Source organism: Agromyces ramosus, from assembly GCF_004216665.1.
Taxonomy (GTDB): Bacteria; Actinomycetota; Actinomycetes; order Actinomycetales; family Microbacteriaceae; genus Agromyces; species Agromyces ramosus.
In genome coordinates this window covers 544,543-565,855 of record NZ_SGWY01000003.1, presented here as the reverse complement: position 1 = coordinate 565,855, position 21,313 = coordinate 544,543, and the positions used below count along the sequence as shown (strand labels likewise).

Annotated in this window: 11 protein-coding genes; 8 read left to right on the top strand and 3 right to left on the bottom strand. The window is 61.7% G+C overall.

The window, feature by feature from the left end:
- Positions 1–255: 255 nt before the first annotated feature.
- The 8 genes from dpdE to EV187_RS14520 are packed head-to-tail and all read left to right on the top strand — an operon-like array spanning position 256 to position 17,463.
- Positions 256–3,489: a protein DpdE gene (gene dpdE, locus EV187_RS14555; protein WP_207221851.1), complete on the top strand. Its 3,234-nt coding sequence runs from the start codon at positions 256–258 to the stop codon at positions 3,487–3,489.
- Complete coding sequence (gene dpdF / locus EV187_RS14550; protein WP_278039839.1) at positions 3,482–6,058, top strand: protein DpdF; 2,577 nt, start codon at positions 3,482–3,484, stop codon at positions 6,056–6,058. The genes dpdE and dpdF overlap by 8 nt, the downstream gene beginning before the upstream one ends.
- Positions 6,058–6,858 carry a hypothetical protein gene (locus tag EV187_RS14545; protein ID WP_130353761.1) on the top strand — a complete coding sequence of 267 codons (801 nt, stop codon included), beginning with the start codon at positions 6,058–6,060 and terminating at the stop codon, positions 6,856–6,858. The genes dpdF and EV187_RS14545 overlap by 1 nt, the downstream gene beginning before the upstream one ends.
- A complete protein-coding gene (gene dpdH / locus EV187_RS14540; protein ID WP_130353760.1) occupies positions 6,855–9,869 on the top strand; it encodes a protein DpdH in 3,015 nt (1,004 codons plus the stop codon). The genes EV187_RS14545 and dpdH overlap by 4 nt, the downstream gene beginning before the upstream one ends.
- Positions 9,862–10,548, top strand: a complete 687-nt coding sequence (locus tag EV187_RS14535) for a hypothetical protein (protein WP_130353759.1) — start codon at positions 9,862–9,864, stop codon at positions 10,546–10,548. Before dpdH ends, EV187_RS14535 begins: the two co-directional genes overlap by 8 nt.
- Positions 10,545–14,942 (top strand): protein DpdJ, encoded by a 4,398-nt coding sequence (gene dpdJ / locus EV187_RS14530; RefSeq protein ID WP_130353758.1) that lies wholly within the window; start codon positions 10,545–10,547, stop codon positions 14,940–14,942. The genes EV187_RS14535 and dpdJ overlap by 4 nt, the downstream gene beginning before the upstream one ends.
- Positions 14,939–15,454 (top strand): phospholipase D-like domain-containing protein DpdK, encoded by a 516-nt coding sequence (gene dpdK, locus EV187_RS14525; protein WP_130353757.1) that lies wholly within the window; start codon positions 14,939–14,941, stop codon positions 15,452–15,454. The genes dpdJ and dpdK overlap by 4 nt, the downstream gene beginning before the upstream one ends.
- Positions 15,451–17,463, top strand: a complete 2,013-nt coding sequence (locus EV187_RS14520; protein WP_130353756.1) for a hypothetical protein — start codon at positions 15,451–15,453, stop codon at positions 17,461–17,463. The genes dpdK and EV187_RS14520 overlap by 4 nt, the downstream gene beginning before the upstream one ends.
- Here the strand turns inward: EV187_RS14520 and dbpB (EV187_RS14515) are convergent.
- Genes dbpB (EV187_RS14515) through dbpB (EV187_RS14505) form a run of 3 tightly spaced genes read right to left on the bottom strand, consistent with a single transcriptional unit; the run spans position 17,450 to position 20,938 of the window.
- The gene (dbpB, locus tag EV187_RS14515) at positions 17,450–18,583 is read right to left on the bottom strand and encodes a DGQHR domain-containing protein DpdB (RefSeq protein WP_130353755.1); all 1,134 of its coding nucleotides are present in this window, start codon (positions 18,581–18,583) and stop codon (positions 17,450–17,452) included. The genes EV187_RS14520 and dbpB (EV187_RS14515) overlap by 14 nt on opposite strands.
- Positions 18,576–19,811 (bottom strand): tRNA-guanine transglycosylase DpdA, encoded by a 1,236-nt coding sequence (gene dpdA / locus EV187_RS14510; RefSeq protein WP_130353754.1) that lies wholly within the window; start codon positions 19,809–19,811, stop codon positions 18,576–18,578. Before dpdA ends, dbpB (EV187_RS14515) begins: the two co-directional genes overlap by 8 nt.
- Positions 19,808–20,938 carry a DGQHR domain-containing protein DpdB gene (gene dbpB, locus EV187_RS14505; protein ID WP_203230632.1) on the bottom strand — a complete coding sequence of 377 codons (1,131 nt, stop codon included), beginning with the start codon at positions 20,936–20,938 and terminating at the stop codon, positions 19,808–19,810. Before dbpB (EV187_RS14505) ends, dpdA begins: the two co-directional genes overlap by 4 nt.
- Positions 20,939–21,313 lie beyond the last annotated feature (375 nt).

Sequence of the window (21,313 nt, the reverse complement as noted above, 5' to 3'; positions counted from 1 at the left end):
CGCGCTCGGATCGTCGCACAGCGGGGCAGAAGGTTCGGGCAGTCGGAAAGACGCCAAGAGGCTGAGTTACAAGTGGGCCGTTTGCATTTCCCGCTTGAAGATCTCACCGAGTTCCGCCTGCAGTACTTGGCGGCCCGATCTGTCAATCGTGTTGGTGACCCCCCATTACGGGGGCGTGGGGGGCACTGTCGCGACGCCAAACGCTCTCCCTTCTGTAACGTACGTTCTGGGCCAGCGTTGGAATGAGCCGAAAGGGTGGTCTTGAAAGACGAGTCGCTTTCGGTCGGTGACCATGTGCTGTTCGATGCGGCGCCCGGGATAGGCAGAGTTGCGCGCCTGGACGGCGGCTTCGCATCCGTCGAATTCTTCGAGTCAGTCGCTGAGCCGGCGGTCGGTGCGGTGGATGTGGCAACGTCGCAGTTGTCGCTCGTGGTTCTCGAGTGTGAAACCCGAGTGTTCGCCATCGACGACGACGGAGTTTGGCATGCAGGGCGCATCTCGGAGGGTGGTATTCAAGGGGACGGGCGGGCACTGTACTGGGTGAGATTCCCCAACACGAGCCGGGACGTATGTATTTCGGGACAGCGGATTCGGGTGCGATGGGATAAACCCCCTCGCGATCCGCATGCGATCCTGGTAGCGGGCGGGAACGAATCCCCTCGATTCCGGGATGCCCGGCTTCCAGTGCGTGCGCTGCTACTCGAGGATCGAGCTTCAAGTGCGTCAGCAACCGGCATCGCGTCCGCAGGGGTTCAGATGCACTCCCACCAGGTTTCGGCCGCGTTCCGCGTCCTCCGCGATCCTGTGCAGAGATACCTGCTCGCAGACGAAGTCGGCATGGGCAAGACCATCGAGGCGGGGTTTGTTATCCGACAGACACTGATCGATGATCCGCGGCGCAAAGTTGGTATCGTCTGCCCGGACGCACTGGTCGAGCAGTGGCGAATTGAACTGCGCGACAAGTTCTACGTCGGGGATTTCGGGCGCAAGGTGAAGGTCGTCGGCCACAGTGACTCACTTTCGTGGCGCGATTTCGGCAGCGTCGACCTTCTTGTGGTGGATGAAGCTCATCTCCTCGCGAAGGTGGAGAGCCCGGACGAGCCTACATATAAACAGCTCGCCACTGTCGCACACTCTGCGCGTCGACTGCTCCTGCTGTCCGCCACTCCCTTCACTCATGCCAGCACTACTCACCTTGCGCTCCTGCATCTTCTGGATGGCAAGCTGTTCGCGTGGGATCGGCGTGAGGATTTTGAACGTCTCCTAGAGGGCCGGCGTGAAATCGCCATGGCGATATACGCCCTGGACGAGGAACCGGACCCAGAGAATCCGGGTCTGTTGGAGTATCAACTGGGGCGCTTGATGGCACAGTTGCCAGCGGACGAACTCCTCCGCGACCTGGCTGAGGCGGTAATGGCAACATTCGCTGCCGATGAGCCTGCATCGCAGGAAGCGTTGAACCGCAGCGTGGCCACTGTTCGGGCGCACGTATCGGAGACCTACCGACTCCACCAGCGGGTGATTCGCAATCGCCGGCACAATATTCAGCATGAACGGCTCGACGACGAGGGGATCATGGCCCCATTCGCGCTCACCGGCCGAAGCATGCCGAAACTGGTGCAGATCGACGCTCATGAACTCGATGGCGCGGCGGATGTGGTGGAACGGTGGATCTCGGGTTGCAGCGCTCAAATACTGGATCGCGGTCTCGATTCCGGACCCTACGCGCGTATCGCGGGACTCCTCGTTTCACGTGTAGGTGGCACGAGTGACGATCTCGCGGACATTCTCCGATTCCGCATCAAGGCTGGTCGACCGCCGGCGACGCTGGCATTCGAGGACTTGGAGCTTCTCGACTCTGCCCCATTGCTGCCCTTCGAGCCTGCGCTGAATGGCGAGCTTGAGCGCCGACCCAGGGATGCTCTCGCGAAGCTCACGGACGGCATCCTCGCCGTCGCCGCGCCTTCCGAGAAGGTCGTCGTATTTTGCGGACGCGGGTCATTGGCCCATGCGCTCGTCGCCAGTCTTCAGGAATCCATCCGCGGGCGGCGATCCACGTTCGGGCACCTCGTCGCGCAGACTGACGCTGAGCGAGAAGACGCCGTTGCAAGATGGCGGGGCAGCGGCGGCGTGCTTGTGGTCGATGAGTCTGGTGATGTCGGGCGGAACCTGCAGGACGCGAACCTTGTGGTCCATGCCAGGCTTCCGTCGAATCCGAATCAACTCGAGCAAAGGATTGGTCGAGTCGATCGATATGGCCGCGCGCTTACTGCTCGGGCTGTGGTTTTCAGCGACACGAATCCGGAAGGGGTGCTCGCGACCTGGGCCCAACTCCTTGGTCGTGGTTTCGGCGTATTCGAGCGATCGATTTCCGCGGAGCACGATGCGATCGATCAATTGACCACCGCCGCGTGGACCACGCTGGTCGAGGAGGGTGTGGAGGCGTTCGCGGCACGCGCGGACCCTACGCGTGAAGCAATCGCCGCCGAGACAACGCGGATCAACGAACTTGACGCACTCGAGTCGAGTTGGGATTTTGTGAGTCAGGAGTCTGCGCTCGCTGAGCGGATCGCCAGATACGACGACCGCCACACGGAAATCGATCGCCGATTCCGTGCGCTGATTTCTGGCGCTGAAGGTTTTCGTTTCGAAGAGCGACCGTGGGATGGCAGTATCAGGTTCGCCCCCGACGAGCGGGTAGACCCATTGCTCAGTCCGCGACTTGCGAGCCTTCTCAAGGTCGAGCAGAACTCCAGGATTGGGAACTTCGATCGCTGGCATGTCAAGCCCGGCCGCCGCCTCTTCCGGCGCGGCAACCCATTCGTGGACGGCATCGAGCGAGTTCTCCAACTCGATGACCGTGGTCAGGCAAGCGCGTTATGGAGGGTGGATCCATCGTGGAACGAGGACGCGCTGGTCTACTTCGGTTTCGACTTTCTGGTCGAGGCAGACACCGCGCCCATCTTGAAGTTGTTGGGTGGAGCCCACGATCAGTTCCCGATAGCCCTCAGGCGCTGCGACTGGGCACTCGCGCCATTCGAGCGCCGGGTCTGGGTATCGACCAACACCATGCGGTCGGTGGATGACGAGCACACGTTGAAGGTGCTGAATGCGCCGTTCGATCAGAAATGGGATTCGAACCTTAATCCGGATCGGATCTCCGCGTTGCATGGGGTGCTGGGGCATGGCAACCTCGCCCACATCGCGCCTAATGCCCTGGCAGCGGCGACGAAATCGCTGCTCAATGCGACTTCGCTGGCCGAGGTCACTGCGGCGGCTGCCGCAAAGGTTGCAAGTGAGACCGACGTCCTGCTGGCGCGAAGTCGCGCTCGGTCTGCAGCGACAGGAATGGTCGCGGACGCTGCTGCCTTCGGATTTGACGTGGAACTCGGACGGGCGGTTCAGCAGGGTGTGGAGTCGCCAAGCGTGCGCGAACTTTCCGTGACGTGTCTCGTGCGCTCAGCGGAAGATTGGCAGTCGTTTGCATAACTCTGATGTTGCTGAGGCTCAAGAGGCGATCGCAAACTGGCCTGACAAGAGTGGGTTCAGCGGGTCCGTGGGCGACCCCTGCAGGCGTTTGATCCACGCGCTCGAAAACTTCCAGTCGGTCCACGATCCCACTGGCTGGAGGGACGTGGCTGGTCTCGTTAGGCAGGTCCTTCTCACTGATCACCTCCTGTTCGGTGGCAGGCCTCAGTTGGTCGTGCCCACCGAGCACCCCTGGCCGACCGTGGATCAATGGGCTGCCTTGAATTGCACGGCCGTGATGGTGGGGGTCGGACGGTACCGCGTTACCGCTGAACCGTGGCTCCCGTCGATCGGGGAGGATCCCGACGCTCAACTCCGTGCAGCGAGTCAATTGGCTAGCGTTTACCGCGGTCAGGTGATGCAGAAGCAGTCGACGTCAGTCGCCGACCCTTTCTGGGCAGCCGCGCATGGGTATACAACGTACCGCGGGGCCGCGCAGCAGCAAGCGGCACGAGCCGCCGTTACCAACGACGGCGTGCCGCTCTTGGTCTCGCTCGCGACTGGTCAGGGCAAGACTGCCGTCGCATGGTCGAAGCCACTCCTATCGAGCGTTGGCGTGACGGTGGTCATCGTCCCCACGATTGTGCTCGCTCTCGATATGGAGCGCAGGACGAGGATGCGGGCGAGCGCGAGTCGGCTCTCATTGAGTCCGGTCGATCGCTATGCATACATCGGTAGTCTCGACCCAGATATCAAGCGAACCATCCGGGAGGCGGTCAGGGCGGGTAGTCAGCGGATTCTTTATACGAGCCCCGAAGCATTCGTCTCCGGATTGAGTTCGTCCGTCATCGACGCGGCCACGGCGGGTCTCCTTCAGCAAGTCGTGGTCGACGAGGCGCATCTCGTCGATCAATGGGGGAACGACTTCCGGCCTGAGTTCCAAATGATTCCAGCGCTGGTTCGCGAGGCATATGACAGGGCACCGGCTGAGCGAAAGCCCTCAGTCTTACTGATGAGTGCCACGATCGCGCAACGCCAATTCGATCTGTTGACGACGCTGTTCGGTCGTGACGACACCTTGGTCGACCTCGTTTGGGGTTCCACCTTGCGCACGGAGCCGGCGTACTTCGCCCACGCATTCGGAAGTGAGGACGATCGTGTGAACGCAGTGCTGAATGCGGCATCGATGCTTCCGCGTCCAACAATTGTCTACACGACGACTGTGGCGGATGCGGAGGCATGGGTGTCGCGTCTCGCAGATAACGGCTTGCGGCGGGTCGGTATCGTTACGGGCAGGTCCAGCGACAACGATCGACAAACTGCGGTGGAGCGGTGGCGCGGGCTCACAACGAACGGGACTGACGCTAGAACCGACTTTGACATCATGGTCGGAACCTCTGCGTTCGGTCTTGGCATCGACGTGTCGGATGTCCGAAGTATCGTCCACGCCTGCATTCCGGAATCGGTCGACCGGTATTACCAGGAAGTCGGGCGGGCGGGGCGCGATGGCCGTGCGACGACCGCGGTGTTGTACGCCGGCCCCGGTGATGTGAAGGTCGCGCGTCGGCTGGCTGGCGCGACCTTCATCGGCGAAGAGAAGGGGTGGAACCGCTGGCGTGCGCTCCTGCGCAGCGCGGAGCGTGTGCAGGGAGTACCAGGCGTGCGGTATCGCGTTCGGAAGAGTTCCTTGCCGACATATATGGATCGCGGCTTTGGACAAAGTGCAGCGTGGAACATCCGCACGCTGACCCTAATGGCGCAAGCCGGCGTGATTTCGCTGCGCGCGCCGACCTGGGTCCCTCCTAAGGACGGGACGCCGGAGCAGAGGGCCCTAATCCAGGAACAATTCTTCGACGATGCGCCCGATCTCGTTGATTTCGAGCTGATAGATGGTGCACTGATGTCTCGGGAGAACTGGGTCGAGGCGCTGAGCGACGAAAAGGCGCGTGCGCATCGTGAGTCGGAACGTTCCCTTCGTGCGGTCAACGCACTCATCCAGGGTCACGAGTGCGTCGGTACCCTCCTCGCGCGTCACTATGGCGTGCAGGTAAAGGGTGGACGTCATCTCACGCGGTCGAACTGTCGCGGCTGCCCCTGGTGCCGCGCCAACCCAGATCGCGCCACAGGTGTGGATGACGACGACTTTTCCGCGCCGCGACTCCCGGACCCTGAGCGGCAGACGGATCCATTGAGCGCGTGGCGCGCTCCCGACTCGGCGTTGCTCTTCATCACACTTGCGGAGGGGGAGGACGGGTTCAACCTGCTGAGGCGTGTCGCCAGCATGGGTGTAAGCGTCTTCTTTGGCATCTCCGAGATACTCGGGAATCGGCTCCAGCAGCAGGTACCGACCGTGCCTATAATTCGTGGCGATACGTCCGATCCTTCGGGGCTTGCAGATTATTACCGCGCTAGCGTCGTCTTCATGGCGAACGACGGTGACTGTGCGGCCGCGCTCGGCAGGGCCGCTCTCGGCCTCCCGACTTACCTAATTGGCCCCGAGGACCTCCGAGATCCGAACCGTTCCGGATGGATGCTGCGCGACACGAATGACGCGGTCGTCGGCGCAGCCGCATTGTTGAGGGAGTTGTAGTGGAACTACTGAACATCAGTCCGGTACCGTACTTGCCGAGCACTATGTGGCTAGTGTTTCGTGCACTTGCGGACACGCCCGATCTCAACCGAGCCGAGTTGATCGACGCTGTTTGCCCGTCCTCGATGCTGGGGGAGAAACTCAAGGAGCCAGCGCATGTTTCGCGCGCGATTGACGCGCTTGTCACGTTTGAGATGCTGGTGACCGATGATGGCAATGCGTACCGATCAATTGGCAACCTTGATCTCGGAACCTTCACGAGGGAACTGCGCCGTCGCACGCTCGTGAGCGGCAATGAGTCCAATTCGCCCGATGACTTAGTCCGGGCTCTCCAATGGCTGGTCGAACAGTCGCCCATCAAGACGCTCGAATTTCCTACGGGCAACGGTGTGTTTGTGAACGATACGCGCTGGAACTCATTCACTTACTGGGCGACATTTCTCGGGTTCGCAAGGGATTGGCCATTGGATGCCCGCGAGCGAAGTGTCGATCCAACGGCGGCGGTGTACGACGCCATCTTCTACCCTTTCGGAGGGCCCTTGCCTGGTGGCGTTCTGGAACTCGGCTCCCTGCTACAGCATCTCAGATCTGAACTCCCAATCTTGTACAGCACCGAACACGACGGGGTAGCGACGGTGCTTCCATCGACCGCATTCGCCCTCCGGTCTCTCGCCGCACGTGGTCATATTCGACTCGAGCGGACAGCAGATGCACAGTCCGTGATTCGATTCCCGGCCGGCGCTGGTGCAAAGGGCGAGGACTATTTCTCGCATGTCACTGTCCTGGGGGCGGCGTCGTGACAACACTGACGAACTTCACCTGCTGGTCGCCGGAAGTGGTGACCGCCACAATTGCCACCGAGGCTGCGAGCCCGTCGGACGCCGTCCTTCTCGCAACACACACCCCACTGCGCGTCCGGCGACGCGGTGATGGTGAAACAGGCCAGGTGATCACCGAAGAGGTGTTCATCGACGAGTTCCTGCACGGGCCCGTGAAAGAGGGCGTGCGAGTCGCACCCGTCATCGGGGAATCAGGATCTGGGAAATCCCATCTGGTGCGCTGGGTGTATGCCGCACTCAAGGAGTCTCACGGCAGGCATGTCATTTATCTCCCGAAGGCGCAGACAAGCCTGCGAGACGTCATCGAGCGACTGCTCCGCGACCTGCCGGGGCCGCAATTCGAAGAGGTGCGGTCAAAACTAGACGGCTTGAGCGAGGCCGTTTCGAAGGCCACCCTCGAGCGGAAGATCCTTGATGAACTGGCGGAGTCGGTGCGCGAGGCTGAGGTTGAGCCTCGAGACTTTCTGGCAAAGGCGCTCGTCGGAGATCGGGGACTCTACGTTCTCTTGCACGATCCGCTTTTCCGCCAGTACCTGCTTGAACCGGATTCCTTCATTCCAAAGCGAGCCGAACACGCTCTCCGGGGTCGGGGCCTGGATGAAGAGGATGTTCCGCCCATGTTCACGGTTGACGATCTCCCCCTCGCAATTGCGAACGTGAAGAATATCGCCGAGGCGAGTGAATTGGCACGCGCGGCATTCCGGCGGATCAGTTCTGATCCCCAACTTCAGGTCGCCGCCGTCAAGTTGTTAAACGACCACCTCGATGTCGCTGTCATGCGGGCGGCGAACCTCGGGGTGGGAAGCGTCCAGAACGCGTTCATGGCACTCCGTGAGCACCTCGTAGGACAGGAGATCGTCCTCCTCATTGAGGACTTCGCACTGATTCAAGGAATTCGCCGCGACCTGCTCGACGCGATCGTCGAAGTCGGGACGGTTGGCGGCACGGAAAAATACGCACCCGTACGAACGATGATGGCAGTTACGAGTGGCTACTACAGTGCGCTACCCGATACCTTCCGTACCCGTGCAGAGGCGAGTTCACCTATCTACGTGGTGGATGTCGATCTCGCTGATATCTCGAGCGGCACGAACAGGACCGCGATCAATTTCGTCGGTCGCTATCTCAACGCTGCGCGTCTCGGCAACGCGAAACTTGACGACGCGGCTCCCAGCATTCCCAATGCGTGTGAAAGTTGTGAGTTTATCGAGCAATGCCACGCGACCTTCGGCAGGTCCGACGACGGCTTCGGACTCTACCCCTACAACGAATCAGCTCTTCGCCGCGCCGTGGCGATTACCGCTGATCCCGACCGCAAGTCGGTCTTCAATCCCAGGCGTGTACTCGCGCGAATGGTTCGGGGCGTTCTGACCGAGCAAGCACGTTCTATTGAGGACGGTCTCTTCCCATCCGAAGATTTCCTGCGTCCCGAGCGAGTTCGCGACAGCGAGCAGGCACTGTCACGCAGGCAGAGCGATCTCTCTCTCTCTGAACTGAGCGAAATCAACGAGCGTTATGTCGAACCTGAGCGCACACGCTATCTCCTCGCGTTCCAGTTCTGGGGTGGCGTATCGCTCGAGGTCCATCCGGGTGTTTACTCTGCGTTTTCGCTTCCACAATCTGATCTCAATTTCGAATCGAAGCGCCCAACATCTCCTGAGAGCCCAGACAAGGAATCGACGGCGCCCTCGGAGGCTGAGGTGATCGCCCCGGCACTGCAACGACAACTCGACGAGGTAGACGGTTGGGCTCGGGGTGCCAGTCTCCCGCAAGCGGTCGCGCGGGATGTGCGGAACATTGTGCGAAGGGCACTTGTAGCGGATCTTGCATGGATCGATCCGATTATGAAGGCGCCCGGAACTCAAGATCTTTCGCGAGCAGTCCCTGATGGGACGCAGATTTCGCGAGCCGTCTCGATCGAGGGCGCGAGCGAAAATCTGGCCCAGGGTGTTGCGCCGATCGTGCGATTCGAACAGACGCCCGCCAACGGAATCTTGTTCAAGAATCTCCTCCATTTCCAGGCGAACCCGTCGATCGCGCCCGACGCTCTGATCGACCTCCGCACTGTCACCGACAGGTATCGGGCAATGATTACGACGCGCGTGATTGAGGCCCTGAGTTTCGATCAAGCCAATCTGGTTGCCGCGGCGGCCTCACTCTTGGCGGGCGCCGCCCTAGTAGGACGACTTCCCGTGAAGCCGCGTTTGAACGACTACGTCGCTGCCGTGCTCTGGAGTGGCGATGGTCTCTCGCGCTCGGACGCTTCGCGCATCGGCCAATGGACTCAAGCCGAGATCAAGTACCTTGCGGAGCGGAAGCCGACAGTCGACGCCTTCCGCAGTGCACTCGGAGCGAGCCAGGGTATTGGTGCTGTCCACGCCGTCGACGATCCTCGAGTTCGACAAGTTGTGAAATCGGCGCTCTCGGGAGTCGATTCACTCCGATCAGAACTGCTACCACCTTGGGCGCAACGGTCAGACAAGTCACGTCGCGAACTCGAAGAGAAGATCGTCCCGCAAATCGCCGAGTGGGCCCGCGTATTGCAGGAGATTCGCACGCAGATTCCTGCCGGGGTCTCTTATCTCGGGACGGTGGACGCCATCAAAGCGGCTATAGAGGTGGGCAGCACGCAGGGCTTTGTGAAGGCAAATCTCGCGGAGGTCGAAACGACGAACGCGGAGGCTCGGGAGCGGGACTTCGCGTCGGTCGGGCGACTCCAAGGCACGGTCGATGGTGCGCGCGATTCTCAGGGGATGGACCTGTGGAGCGCAGTCGGACGCGCGGACGGCGGTGAGGTAGTGGCGATCGCGAACTACCTCCGATACACAGACTCATGGCTTGCTGCAGGTCTTCGGGATGCAGAAGGGCGAGACCTCGTTGGAGGTCTCGATATCGATGCTGACATCGATGCTGCAATAAGTCGCTGGGATGAAATCCTGTTGACGAGTGACGAGGAGGGTCATCGTGAGTGATCTCCTCACTCGCGCCAACAGTCTCGAAAGATTGGCAAAGGCTGCACGCGACAAAGAGGGCGATCAGGCTGAAATCGAGAAGCTGAAGCTGGCGCTTGATGGATTAAGCACCGCGCTGACAGTCCTGGAAGAAGAGTTGAAGACGAGGAGAGTCCTGGACAGCCTTGACGCGCCACGCCTGATACAGATCGACCTTCAGACGGCGCATTCCGAACTACGGGACTTCGTGGCTACCCGCGGTCGACCGACCACCCAGCGCATTCAGTCGGCCAGCCGACGGACAAACGAACAGTCTGCGAGGCTCCGGGAGGAGTCGAAGTCACGGTGGGAAGCTTGGTCCCGAACCGCCCTAGATGCGGTTCCACGCCACAAGGTCTCAGCGCTGGCGCCCGACGATCGCTCGCGCGTGGGAGCCGTGATTGGCGAACTCGACGAGGCCGTTCGGAAGGCCGGGCGTGCCGCTCCGTCCGTAGATCAGATCAAGATCTTCCGGCTCCATTTGCAGCGCGCTCTTACGGACCTCGGCCAGATCGAAGTTGAAGAGAGAGTGCTAAGAGTGCTTGAGCGATTTACCTCCACAGGCGGCGTTCCATTGCTCGACATTACCGATGACGAGCTCGACATCCTGCGCTCGAATCCGTCTATTGCCGATCAGTTCGTCGTACGGCGGCAGGTGTGAGTAGCGACCGCTGGGCCCGCGCGCCTGACGTGCTGTCGGCGCTGGAGGATCTCGAGTTGCCCCGACTCTCCTGGGGAATTGTCGACGGTTTTCTCAGCGAGGATGAGGTCCGGGACGCGATCGAGGGACAACTCGCAGGCGACTTCGCGACGAGCGGGGAGGTTCCAACTGTTGATGAGTACGTCGACCGACTGATCCAGGACGGGTTGCTGTTCGAGGTGCCCGACGCACCCAGACGGCAGTTCCGCACCCGCCTGTCAGAACAACTCCGACTGCTTCGCACTCTTCGCCAACTCTGGCCCCCGTCGAACGAGAACTCCCCCGGGTGGTGGAGTTCGGGAGCGACGCTGGTCGCGGACTATCGACTTCGTGTCATTCCCCGCAAATATCCGAGACGCGATCAGTCCGGTAGCGCCACCCTAGAGCGCCTCGAACGGCTCCCGGGATGGCGGGCGGAGCTTGGGGCTGTTGCCAGTGCGATCATCGGGGAACGCTCGCTCGCTCGGTTCCAAGTCGATGCTGCGGAGAGCATCTACTCGGCGATCGGCACCGAACGCGCCAGTGGTCGCATCGTCACGGCTGGCACGGGCTCCGGCAAGACGCTCGCGTTCTACCTTCCGGCTCTTCTCGATATCGCGGCCAACCGTCAGCCCGAAGCAAAGACGCCGCACACACTTGCGCTGTATCCAAGGAACGAACTCTTGCGCGACCAGGCTCGAGAGGCCCTGATCCAGTGCCGCAGAGCAAACGCGGCGCTCCCGTCAGGGTCGCCCCCGATCCGGATCGGGCTGCTCTATGGCGCGACTCCCTATAACGCGCACGCGCTCTCAAGCCCGAACGCGAAGCACGGCTGGAGGAACACTGCCCGCCGAGACGGATGGATCGCGCCGTACTTCCCCTGCCCGACCGACGGGTGCCGCGGTGATCTCGTTTGGTCCGACGCCGATCGCCAGCGCACAGTGGAGCGCCTAAGGTGCAATTTATGCTCAACAATCATCGACAGCAGCGAGATCGTGCTCACCCGCGACTCGATGCGACGGGACCCTCCGGACATCCTGTTCAGTACGACCGAGATGTTGAGCCGTAACTCGACCACACAACTTGGGGAACTCCTCGGTTGGCGCGGCGCGAGCAGCATACGACTGGTCCTACTTGACGAGGCTCACACGTACTCCGGTGTCCAGGGAGCGCAGGTCGCGCTCATGCTTCGTCGGTGGCGACACGCAAACGGGCAGTTCGGCTCACCAAGCCCCGTTTTCGTGGGGCTCTCCGCCACACTTCGCGATGCCGGTGACTACTTCGCGTCGCTCATCGGCGTCGACCGCTCCCATGTCCAGGTCATTTCTCCCACGGTCACAGAACTCGTTCCAATCGGGCGCGAGTACGGACTTGTGCTTCGGGGGGACCCATCATCCGGCGGATCATTGCTCTCCACAACGATCCAGACCGTGATGCTGACAGCACGAATGCTCGATCGGCAACCGGGGATGTTCGGGTCCTCGGCGTTTGTCTTCACCGACGATCTTGATGTAACGAACCGTCTGTTTGATGACCTGCGGGACGCCGAGGGCTACTTCAACGGCCGACCGAACGCTAGGAAGCGATTGGCCGAACTGCGGGTTCAAGGTGCGCCGCAGGGAGCGGCTCGGTACCGTGACGGGCAGGCGTGGAACCTGGCGGAGCAACTCGGCCGACTTCCTGGTGGCCTGACCGTAGCTCGTACGTCGTCCCAGGACCGTGGCGTCGACTCTGCGGCGGATGTCATCGTCGCAACGGCGTCACTTGAGGTGGGTTTCAACGACCCGAGGGTCGGTCTCGTTGTCCAGCACAAGGCGCCGCGAGATATGGCATCGTTCGTCCAGCGGCGAGGTCGCGCTGGCCGCTCGCTAACGATGCGCCCGATCACCGTGGTCGTGCTCTCTGACTTCGGGCGCGACAGGGTCATGTATCAGTCGTACGAGCGTCTGCTTGATCCCGAGATCGAGATCCGGTCGTTGCCTATCCGCAATCGCTTCGTCGAGAAGATTCAGGCCACGCACTCGCTTGTCGACTTGCTGCACCGGCGGCTTCGAAGTGATGTTCGCGAACTCCTCTCTCCTCCACGCAGTGCCGACAAGGCACGGAGGCCCTTCCTCGCGCTCGCAGATGAACTCGACCGGATCGTGAGCGACCCTGCGGCGCAGTCGCATCTACAGGCCTTCCTCGCCTGGTCTCTCAGGATCACTGAGGAAGAGGCAGGGGCACTTCTCTGGGACGAGCCCAGGTCATTGCTTCTGTCGGTCGTTCCCACCGCCTTGAAGCGCCTTCGGTCCGAATGGCGCCTGGCCAACGGAGACTCGATGTCCCCCGGTGGATCGCCGCTCCCTGAATTCATGACGGGCGCGCTCTTCGACGCGCTGAACAGTCCTGATATTCGGTTCGAACTTCCGTCGAATATGTCAACGAGTGACGAAGTCACTATGCCGATTCTGCCGGGATTGCGCGAAGCAGCACCGGGGCGCGTGAGCCGTCGGTTCGGATTCCAGCACGCCTCCCACCGGACCTGGATCGCCCCGCCGGGGAGATCCGGTGAGCTCCAACTGACGGACTTCGTCGCGGCCGGGCAGAACATGGGGGAGTGGACGACGGAGGAAGGTGAACATTACTTGGTCGTGCGGCCACTCAGCTTGCGACTCGCTGCGCCGTCCCCCGATGTCCAAGACACATCGAATGCGATGCCGGTGTGGCGTACCGCCGTCATTGCACCTGAAACTGGGCTGAGCGATGCAGACTTCCCCGATCAGACACACTGGGGGGAGTTTGTCGAGTCATGCGGGTTTGCACTTCACACCACGGGCAACCCGTTAACGGTGCGGCGTATGGCGATCGGGTCCGATGGCGAGATCGTTATGAAGAACGGCGCTCGCGAGTCGCACATGACGCGGTACGCCCACGGTGATGCGCCGGCCGCGCTTGGCTTTGAACTCGAGGTGGACGCCTTCCAGATCAATGGAAGTATGCGTGCGGTGCGCAGTCTGCTTCTACAAGAATTCGCGCGAGGACCGGCTTGGCGCACGCTTGCGTTCCGGACCCGCATTGCAGAGGATCAGCGACTCGCCGATGTGGCCAACGCGTTCGCAAGACAATGGCTTGCGGATCTCTTCCTCGTTGCGTATGCGCGGAACGGTCTTACGCATCAGGATCCGACGATGGCGCTCCAAACGACGCTTCGCGGCGCGTGGAGCGCGCACATTGACGAGTATTTCCAGACGATCTACCGTTCATCTGATCCCCATGCCCACGTCAGCACGAAGCGTGCCGATGAACTCAAATCCTTCGCCCGTATCCCACTGGTGAACGACGTGCTCGATGAGCATGCTCAACTGCTCATCGATCCGGACATCCGCATCGCTACCGAGGATCTCCTCACCCGCTCCGTGCTGGACACCCTCGGTTCGGCGGTGCTCGCCGCGATTCATCGTCGGGTACCTGATGCGCAGGATTCAGACCTGGTCGTCGACACGATCGTCGACACCGATGCCGAGGTCTATCGGATTATCGTTTCCGAAACTGAACTCGGTGGCCTCGGCCTCCTCGAGGAGTTCCAGCGCGACTACGCCGCAGATCCGCGACGGTTCTGGGATCTGGTGTCGGCGATTTGCGAAAGGAGCGAGTACGACGATCTCGATTCGTCGATGCGCTGGGCAGTTGGACAACTGGTGGACTCGAGTTCGTCACTGACGGCGGCGATCAATCGGTATCGAGCAGGGACCTCGTCGTCGGACTTGGACATTGCCGTTGAGGGCATTCGGGGTGTACTCCGTGAGCACGACGGTGTGCCGTCGCACCTGCTGATGTCTACACTCGGATCACGTGCGCTCCGACCCGGGGCGACCTCGGTGACGGACCAGATCACCGCCTTCCTCGTCGAGAAATGGGTGGGCGCCGAAGCCCATCTTGGGGTCGAGATTGACGCTCGCGTGATCGCGTACCACGCAGCAAGTGGCGCACTCGGCCGAGCGATCGCGCCGATGAACGCCGATTCAGCGTACGCGACTCTCTGGCTCCGTGGAACGGTCGCGCGGAACAGTGCGCTCAATGATTGGCAACCCTACGTTCCGAACCGTCTACGCGAGCGGGGTGTACTCGAGGCAGTCGTGGCGGACAGATCCGAATTCATCGATCTCATGCCCGATGGGTGGACCTCGGACTACCTTCGGGTGATTTCGCGCGACCGAGTCGTGCGTCTTCGATCCCTCGTGGAGCACCGTGCGGAACTTGCGAAGGCTCTGAGGACTTTGACGGCACTCCCGGTCGATACCGGCCCGCTCAGGGTCTACGGGGTCGTCCGACGGGTGGACCGGCAAGGACGTCACTTTGTCGCCACGATCGTGCTCGCGGAGGGACATCAGTGACGTTGAACCGAACGATCCGAACCCGACCCAGGAACGGCGTCGCGATCTCTGACGTCCTCAGTGCGGTTCTCGTGTCGGAACTCGTTGCGCCGAGTCAGGAACTGTGGCTCGTGACCGGCTGGGTGAGTGACATCCCCGTGATCGAGAACCGGACTGGAGAATTCTCCGCCATCGCCGAGGACCTCGACGCCAACGCCCTTATATTGAGCGACGTGCTCGCCCACCTCACCATGCAAGGAACTCTCGTCAACGTCGCCGTTCGGGAGGACCGTCACAACGATGTGTTCCTGGAGACTATTCGGCGTCGCTGCGACAAGCAGTGGTTGTCCGTGTTCAGTAGTCCCGATCTTCACGAGAAAGTGCTGTGCGGAGACGACTGGCTGTTGAAGGGATCGATGAACTTCACGTGGAATGGGCTGAACCTGCACGAGGAGAGCATCGAACTGGTAGTCGACCGAACGGAAGCCGCCAAGAGTCGACTTGAGTTCGGTGTCAGGTGGAGGACTGCATGAGCACGATGCCTTCGAACGACCATTTCCTCGATGCCTTTTTCTCGGTTCCGAACACCACATGGCCCAATCGGGAAGGTAGTCACCCATCGGCCACGTACCTCGAGCGATTTCTAGGCGCACTTGACGAACGGGGCGAAGCGCCGCTGGTCCTTCCCCGGAAGGACTCAGGATGGCCGACGGCCTGTGCGTACATCGTCTGCTGGACGCCGAGCCACGCCGCGCGAATGCGAACCCTCATTTACGCAGCGGTAGCTCAGAACTGGGCTGAATTCGATGGGCGCCTCGCGCGGCTCAGGGCGGACGATCCGATCGATGCTGCGGTGCTTGCGGCCTTCGGAGCAAGCACCACCTACGTCCTGCGTCCGCCGACCCCGTCGGCGCAACAAGGCATGTTCACCGCCCTCAACCGGCTCGTTTCAACCCTTGAGCATCGCCCGCCGCGAATCTCTCGGATTGTCCGCCCTGTCGGACGGTTGCTCCGGGACTTCGAGACATCGTTGGCGGCGGGCCAGGCCGCGACATCCTTGGAATTGCTAGAAGACATCGAGCGAACAGGCGGGATCTCACACGAGAACATCGCTTTCCTTCGAATCCGTCGGCTCGGTCAGTTGGGCGAGGACGACGAGATCCTGCAGGACGCAGCGCTGCCGACCGTCGTTCTTACCGAACCTCCACGAATGGTCCGTGAGGCAATTCTGGCCGCCTGGTACCGAGCCAGCACTCGCGACCGCCCTGACTCAGCCGAGTTGGTCGATCGGATGCGCGCGTACCCGGCAGACATCGCACTCCTTGTCGATGGCAGCCTCGTCATGACAGACAGTGCAGACGCGTGGGCTGCTGCAGCGATAGTTGCTCTCGCCCGGGGCGACGCTTCGCTCGCGGACGGCCTCCTAGGTAATGAAGTTGAAGCGCCAAAAGCGCTCCGCGGACTGCTCGATGAGGTCGCGAGAAAGAGCCGCCATCCGTCGCCATACGCCGCACCGGCCGAGGAGCGCTCCCGGGCCACTGAGGCGGAATCGCCGGAGTCGGAACCGGTGGCTGAGATGGAGGCCACCGACACCAAGCCAGCCGTGAATTCTTGGCTCAGTTGGCTCGCATCGCTGCACAGCGATCACGCAGATAGCCCGGAGGTGGATCTCGCGGCCACTTGGCCTGCGCCAGGTGAGGTCGATGCGGAACTCGCCACTGCCATCGATGAACTCCCCGACTCAGCAGCCACTCGTCTCTTCGCGGGGCTTGGTGCAATCATCGACTGCGATGAGTACGCGAAGCCTGCTTGGCGTACCTCCGAGGCGCTGATACGCCGGCATTTGGTCGGCGACAGCCTGACCCCCAGCGATCTCGGCGCGATTTCTGCCCTGATGGCAATCTTCCTTCGCGGAGGTCCCAACGTCGATGCATATCGCGACGTTCTCGATTACCTCACAGACAAGGACTTCCGAGGTCGCTGGGCCTCAGTGGCGACCGCTCCGGCGGCGATCGACATCGCTGACTTGGTCGTCACGTCTCCTTCCGCGGACCGAACCGTTCAGCAATCGTTTGTTTCTACAGCGTTGGATTCGCTGCACGCTCAGCGACATCGCCTCACCGAAGCGGACCGCGTCCTTGGCGAACTCGCAACGAGCGATGTCGATCTCCAATGGGACTGGAGCATCGACACCGACACCGACACCGAGAATGAAGCTGAGTCGGAGGCGAACGGGTTCCCCGAGTCGATACTCCTCTACAGCTTGGAGACGGCGGTGCTCGCCCGTGCGAAGGCGGCTGTCGAACGCCTATACCCCGGTGTGCACGTGTCCGTTTCGTCGGCAAAAGTAGGGAATGACACCCTACGGGACCAAACGCGGCGAGCTCGACTGATCGTGCTCGCTACGCGCCGAGCAACCCACGCCGCGACGGGGTTCATCCAGGCCCACGCCCGCGAGGCGCGCATTGCGTATGCCGATGGATGTGGGTCGGGATCGATGATGCGTGCAATAGAAAAGGGGTTGCGATTCACCGACGAGTAGCTACTGACGCCTCATGGCCGCGCACCGCGCGCAGTAGGTGGCTCGTCAGCAGGCGCACGTCGTTCGGCGTGTTCTGGATGCCGTTCCAGCGGCGTGTCTGGTCTAGCCCGAAGTCCCACGTGCCCTCAGTCCAGGCGCAGTGTTCCCGCAGATCAACGAGGATCTCTTCGATGCCGAGCCCCGGCAGTTCCGCGGCGGGCACTCCTTCGGTGAGCGAGTCCATAACGTATCCCAGGGACTGAATTCCTGCGCCGTGTGTGAGGCGCGATTTGGTCGGGGGAAGACGCCAGGCGCTCGGGAAGACACGCTCGACCGCACCCCAGAAGTAGTTCAAATGCATGAGGATGGATGGGATATCGCCGGTGCCATCCTCGGGATCGCGGTACTGATAGAGCGCTCCCTCGTACAGGCTGTTTTCGATCATCTTGAGGACGCTGTTGTCGCGGATAAACCCGTTCGCCATTGTGGGAGTGCTGATCCGTCCCGTGAATGGGCCTTCGCCTCCACCGGCTCCGAAGTTCAGGAAGTTCAAGACGGTTGCAGGGAGTCGGCGACGTGCGTACGCGGCGGGTAGTTCCGCAGAGGTCGTCGGAAGGAGTTCGTGAATCAAACCCTTCGGAAGTGGCTTCGTGTTATTCACGAGGATGAACTGCGATCGTTGTTCGGCTTCATCCCGTGCGATGAAACCGACAGCTGCCACGGGAAACTCATCAACGTCAGCGTCGCGAATTGCCGCGCTACGCTGCTGGCCGTCTACCAGCCATGCGGGCTTTTCATCGTCGGCCAACTCGGGATCGACCGGAATGACCAAGTGACCAACGGTTGAGTACGCGGCCGCGGATGCCCCGGCATCTAACGCCTTGAATTCGACCCGGTCGTCGAATGCGAGGACGATCGCGTTGGGGAGCAGCGCCGCATCCGACTCAAGGTAGCGACGAATCGCGCGAATGTGCGACAGCACTTCGGGTCGCTGATACCCCGCCAGCGTCTGATCGGTGCGGTGCACGCGGCTTACCGCGGCAAACTCGTGTACGCGCTTTCCGTCGATGCCGAACGCGAAGATGAACTGATTGCCCTGACGAATCCGGATCGCAGGGAGAACGATTGGCAGCTTAGACATAAGTGGGCGAAGAACTCCGGTCGGTGAGGGCAGATACCTTGCTGGCGAGAACTGTCAAGTTGTGGAAGCCGCGGCGCTTGTTCCGCTCGGTGCCTCGGAAGATTGCGATCTCGATACCGTGCTCACGGCACAGGCTGCACCGGCAGGCGGCCCACGGTGCGGCGACGAGAGTTTGCTCGTACGCCGGGAGGTAACTCTTCTTTGCGCCCATGACCGTTTCGTAGTGCCCGAGTGCATCAAGCGCGTCGTCGATTCCGAAACGGGAGCCGTCGAGCGCCCGCAGCGCTCGCAGCGCTCGGCGTTCCGCTGCGATGGCATCCTGCTGGGAGACTGTGCCTGCGAGGATCGCTCGGCGAAGAGTCGGGTTGCCATCGACCTGCGGCACGCGTAACGCAACGTGAGCACCATTCGGTGTGTGGAAGTTGTTCCGGTCGTCCATGAACGCTTGCCGAAAGGGCGAGGTGCTGTCGAAGCTCGTCACGCCGAGTTGGGAGAACTCGTCCATCGCATCTACACGGGTCAGGCCGAGCAAATGCAGCTCGGTCGACGGGTGCCGCACCTTGTCGATCTCATGAAGGCATGAGAGCACGTCTTTCGTCCTCAGCGGAACCATGCCTCCGAGCGCAACGCGGGTGTAACCAAACTCCTGGAGTCGCGCGACGCTGTCGGCGTAGCTCGCGGGACTCCAGCCCTGCGCGGCGCCGACAGGTTCGATCCGCGAGCCTCGTTCCTCGACTCGTCGACGGAAGTCAGCGGCGAGTTCCAGCGTTAGTTCTCGGCGTCGGATCCACGCGGGGTCCGCGTTGTCCAGTCCGGCCGTGCCGTCGTACCCGAAGATGATGTGGTCGACACTGACTCCCGCGTCGAACCCGCACTCTTCGTAGAAATCGAGAGTGTCGTCGACAGTAACCGGCGGCACCTCCTCGGCCACGTAATTGAACGCGCCGTTGTCGCCGAGAGTCGCGATCTCATCCGGGAGGCGGAAGAAGCGTCTGGCACCCATGCGGTAGAGACGGGCTCTCTGCGACGAGGTGTACTTCCCAGAGCCTGACACGCTGCCATCGACGATCGCCTTGCTGACGAGGAAGCCGTGGTACGGAGACGAGTCCAGAACTTCATGAGCGTAGCGATCGTCACGCTGCCGAACGCGCGTCGGCAGGTATTCATCATGCTCGAAGTCATACGTCGGACTCACGAGGTCCTGGCTGTCAGGGAAGTAGAACTTCAACGCGCGGCCGCTCTCTCTGCAAGATAGGCGCGAGCGAGGAAGTTGGAGAGCGCACTGATGTGCCGAGGAGTGTTCTGCAGCTCATTCCACGGAAGCCCCAGATCGGTCCAGGTGCCGCTTGTCCAGTGGCATTGAGAGGCAATGCGGCCGACTTCGAGGCGCGCTTGCGCGGCGGCATCCGCAGAGTCGACATCCACGTGCGCCATGACGCGTTCCATCAGGCGTCCCATCGCACGAATGCCGACGCCACCCATGAGACGTGACTCCGTCGGGTTCTTGCCCCACGCGGACGGGAACGTCTCGCGAACAGCGTTCCAATAGACCAGCAGAGTTCGTCGGATTCCTTCGGTATCTGTGGTGCCGGCCGCGATGTTCCGATAGGGGAACAACACCCCTGATGGAGACTCAACAGACTCGCGCAACGCCTCGACCAGTCCGGTGTCAGTCACGATCGCACTCGGGCGGGCTTCGGTTGCCGTCGACGCACGTCGGATTAGCCCAAAGAAGGGGGAGTCCGGGTCGGAGTTGAGCATGTCAACGAGGGCGGAAGGCAGTTGTCGCGTCGACATTCGCGTTGACGGCACGCGCGCAATCTCGGGCAGCAATTCAGTGACCAGCCCAACGGGCAGCGGTTGCACGGTGTTCACCCTGAGGAACTGCTCGCGTTGCACTTCCAGGTCATCCGAAACGAAGCCCGCGACAGGAACGGGGAGACGCCGGTTCCGGGTCCGGGCGAGAGCGAGACTGCGCTGCTGGCCGTCCACGATCCAAGCGGGCCGCGGCCCTCCCTCACCATTGACGACAGGAATCTCCAATGTGCCCGCCGTCGCGAGGCCATCGCTTACACCGGGACCTCGGCTGGACTTGAACCGGACTTCCCTAGGCAGGGCAAGAATGAGCCCGTTGGGGAAGAGCACGTCTTCACTATCCAGGTAGTCCTGGATCTGTTTCACATGTTTGCGCTTCTCCGGCCGTTGGTAGCCAATGAGCTTGCCGGCCTGATCACGTGAGATCCTGGCCACGTCGGCGACTTGATCCACTTCTTCCGCCGCAAGCGTGAAGAGGTAAAGCGGGATCTCGCCCTGGAGCACACGAAGAGCCCGCCGTTCAATCCACTCTTGTGCCACGATGCTCCTCCTCGAACGCTTCAAACAGTTGCCCGAAACGCTTCTGCTCGCACGCATAGCCGTTCTCGCGTAGTGACCGGAGCGCGCGAGTCTTGCTGATGGTCGGTTCCTGAGTGCGGATCCGACGGACCGCTTTAAGGACCTCGTGGTCCGCAAGCGGAATTCTCTCGTGGCGCTCATGTCGGCTGGCTCGCGTCGCCCAGTTGTGCCATAACTCTCGATGGCGAGTGGAATCGATGACGGTAGAGGTTAGTCTCTCCATCCACGCGACAGCCGTACGCATGTTGAGCGCACCGAGTGTGCCCCCTAGTGCGGAACGGAGTTTGGCGTCGGCTGGCAATCGCAGCGAGGGTGCGATTGCCTCCGACCCCCCGA

Excerpts from the sequence above, each read along its gene's own strand:
- EV187_RS14520 (WP_130353756.1), top strand. The coding sequence starts at position 15,451 with ATGAGCACGATGCCTTCGAACGACCATTTCCTCGATGCCTTTTTCTCG.
- dbpB (WP_130353755.1), bottom strand. The coding sequence starts at position 18,583 with ATGTCTAAGCTGCCAATCGTTCTCCCTGCGATCCGGATTCGTCAGGGC.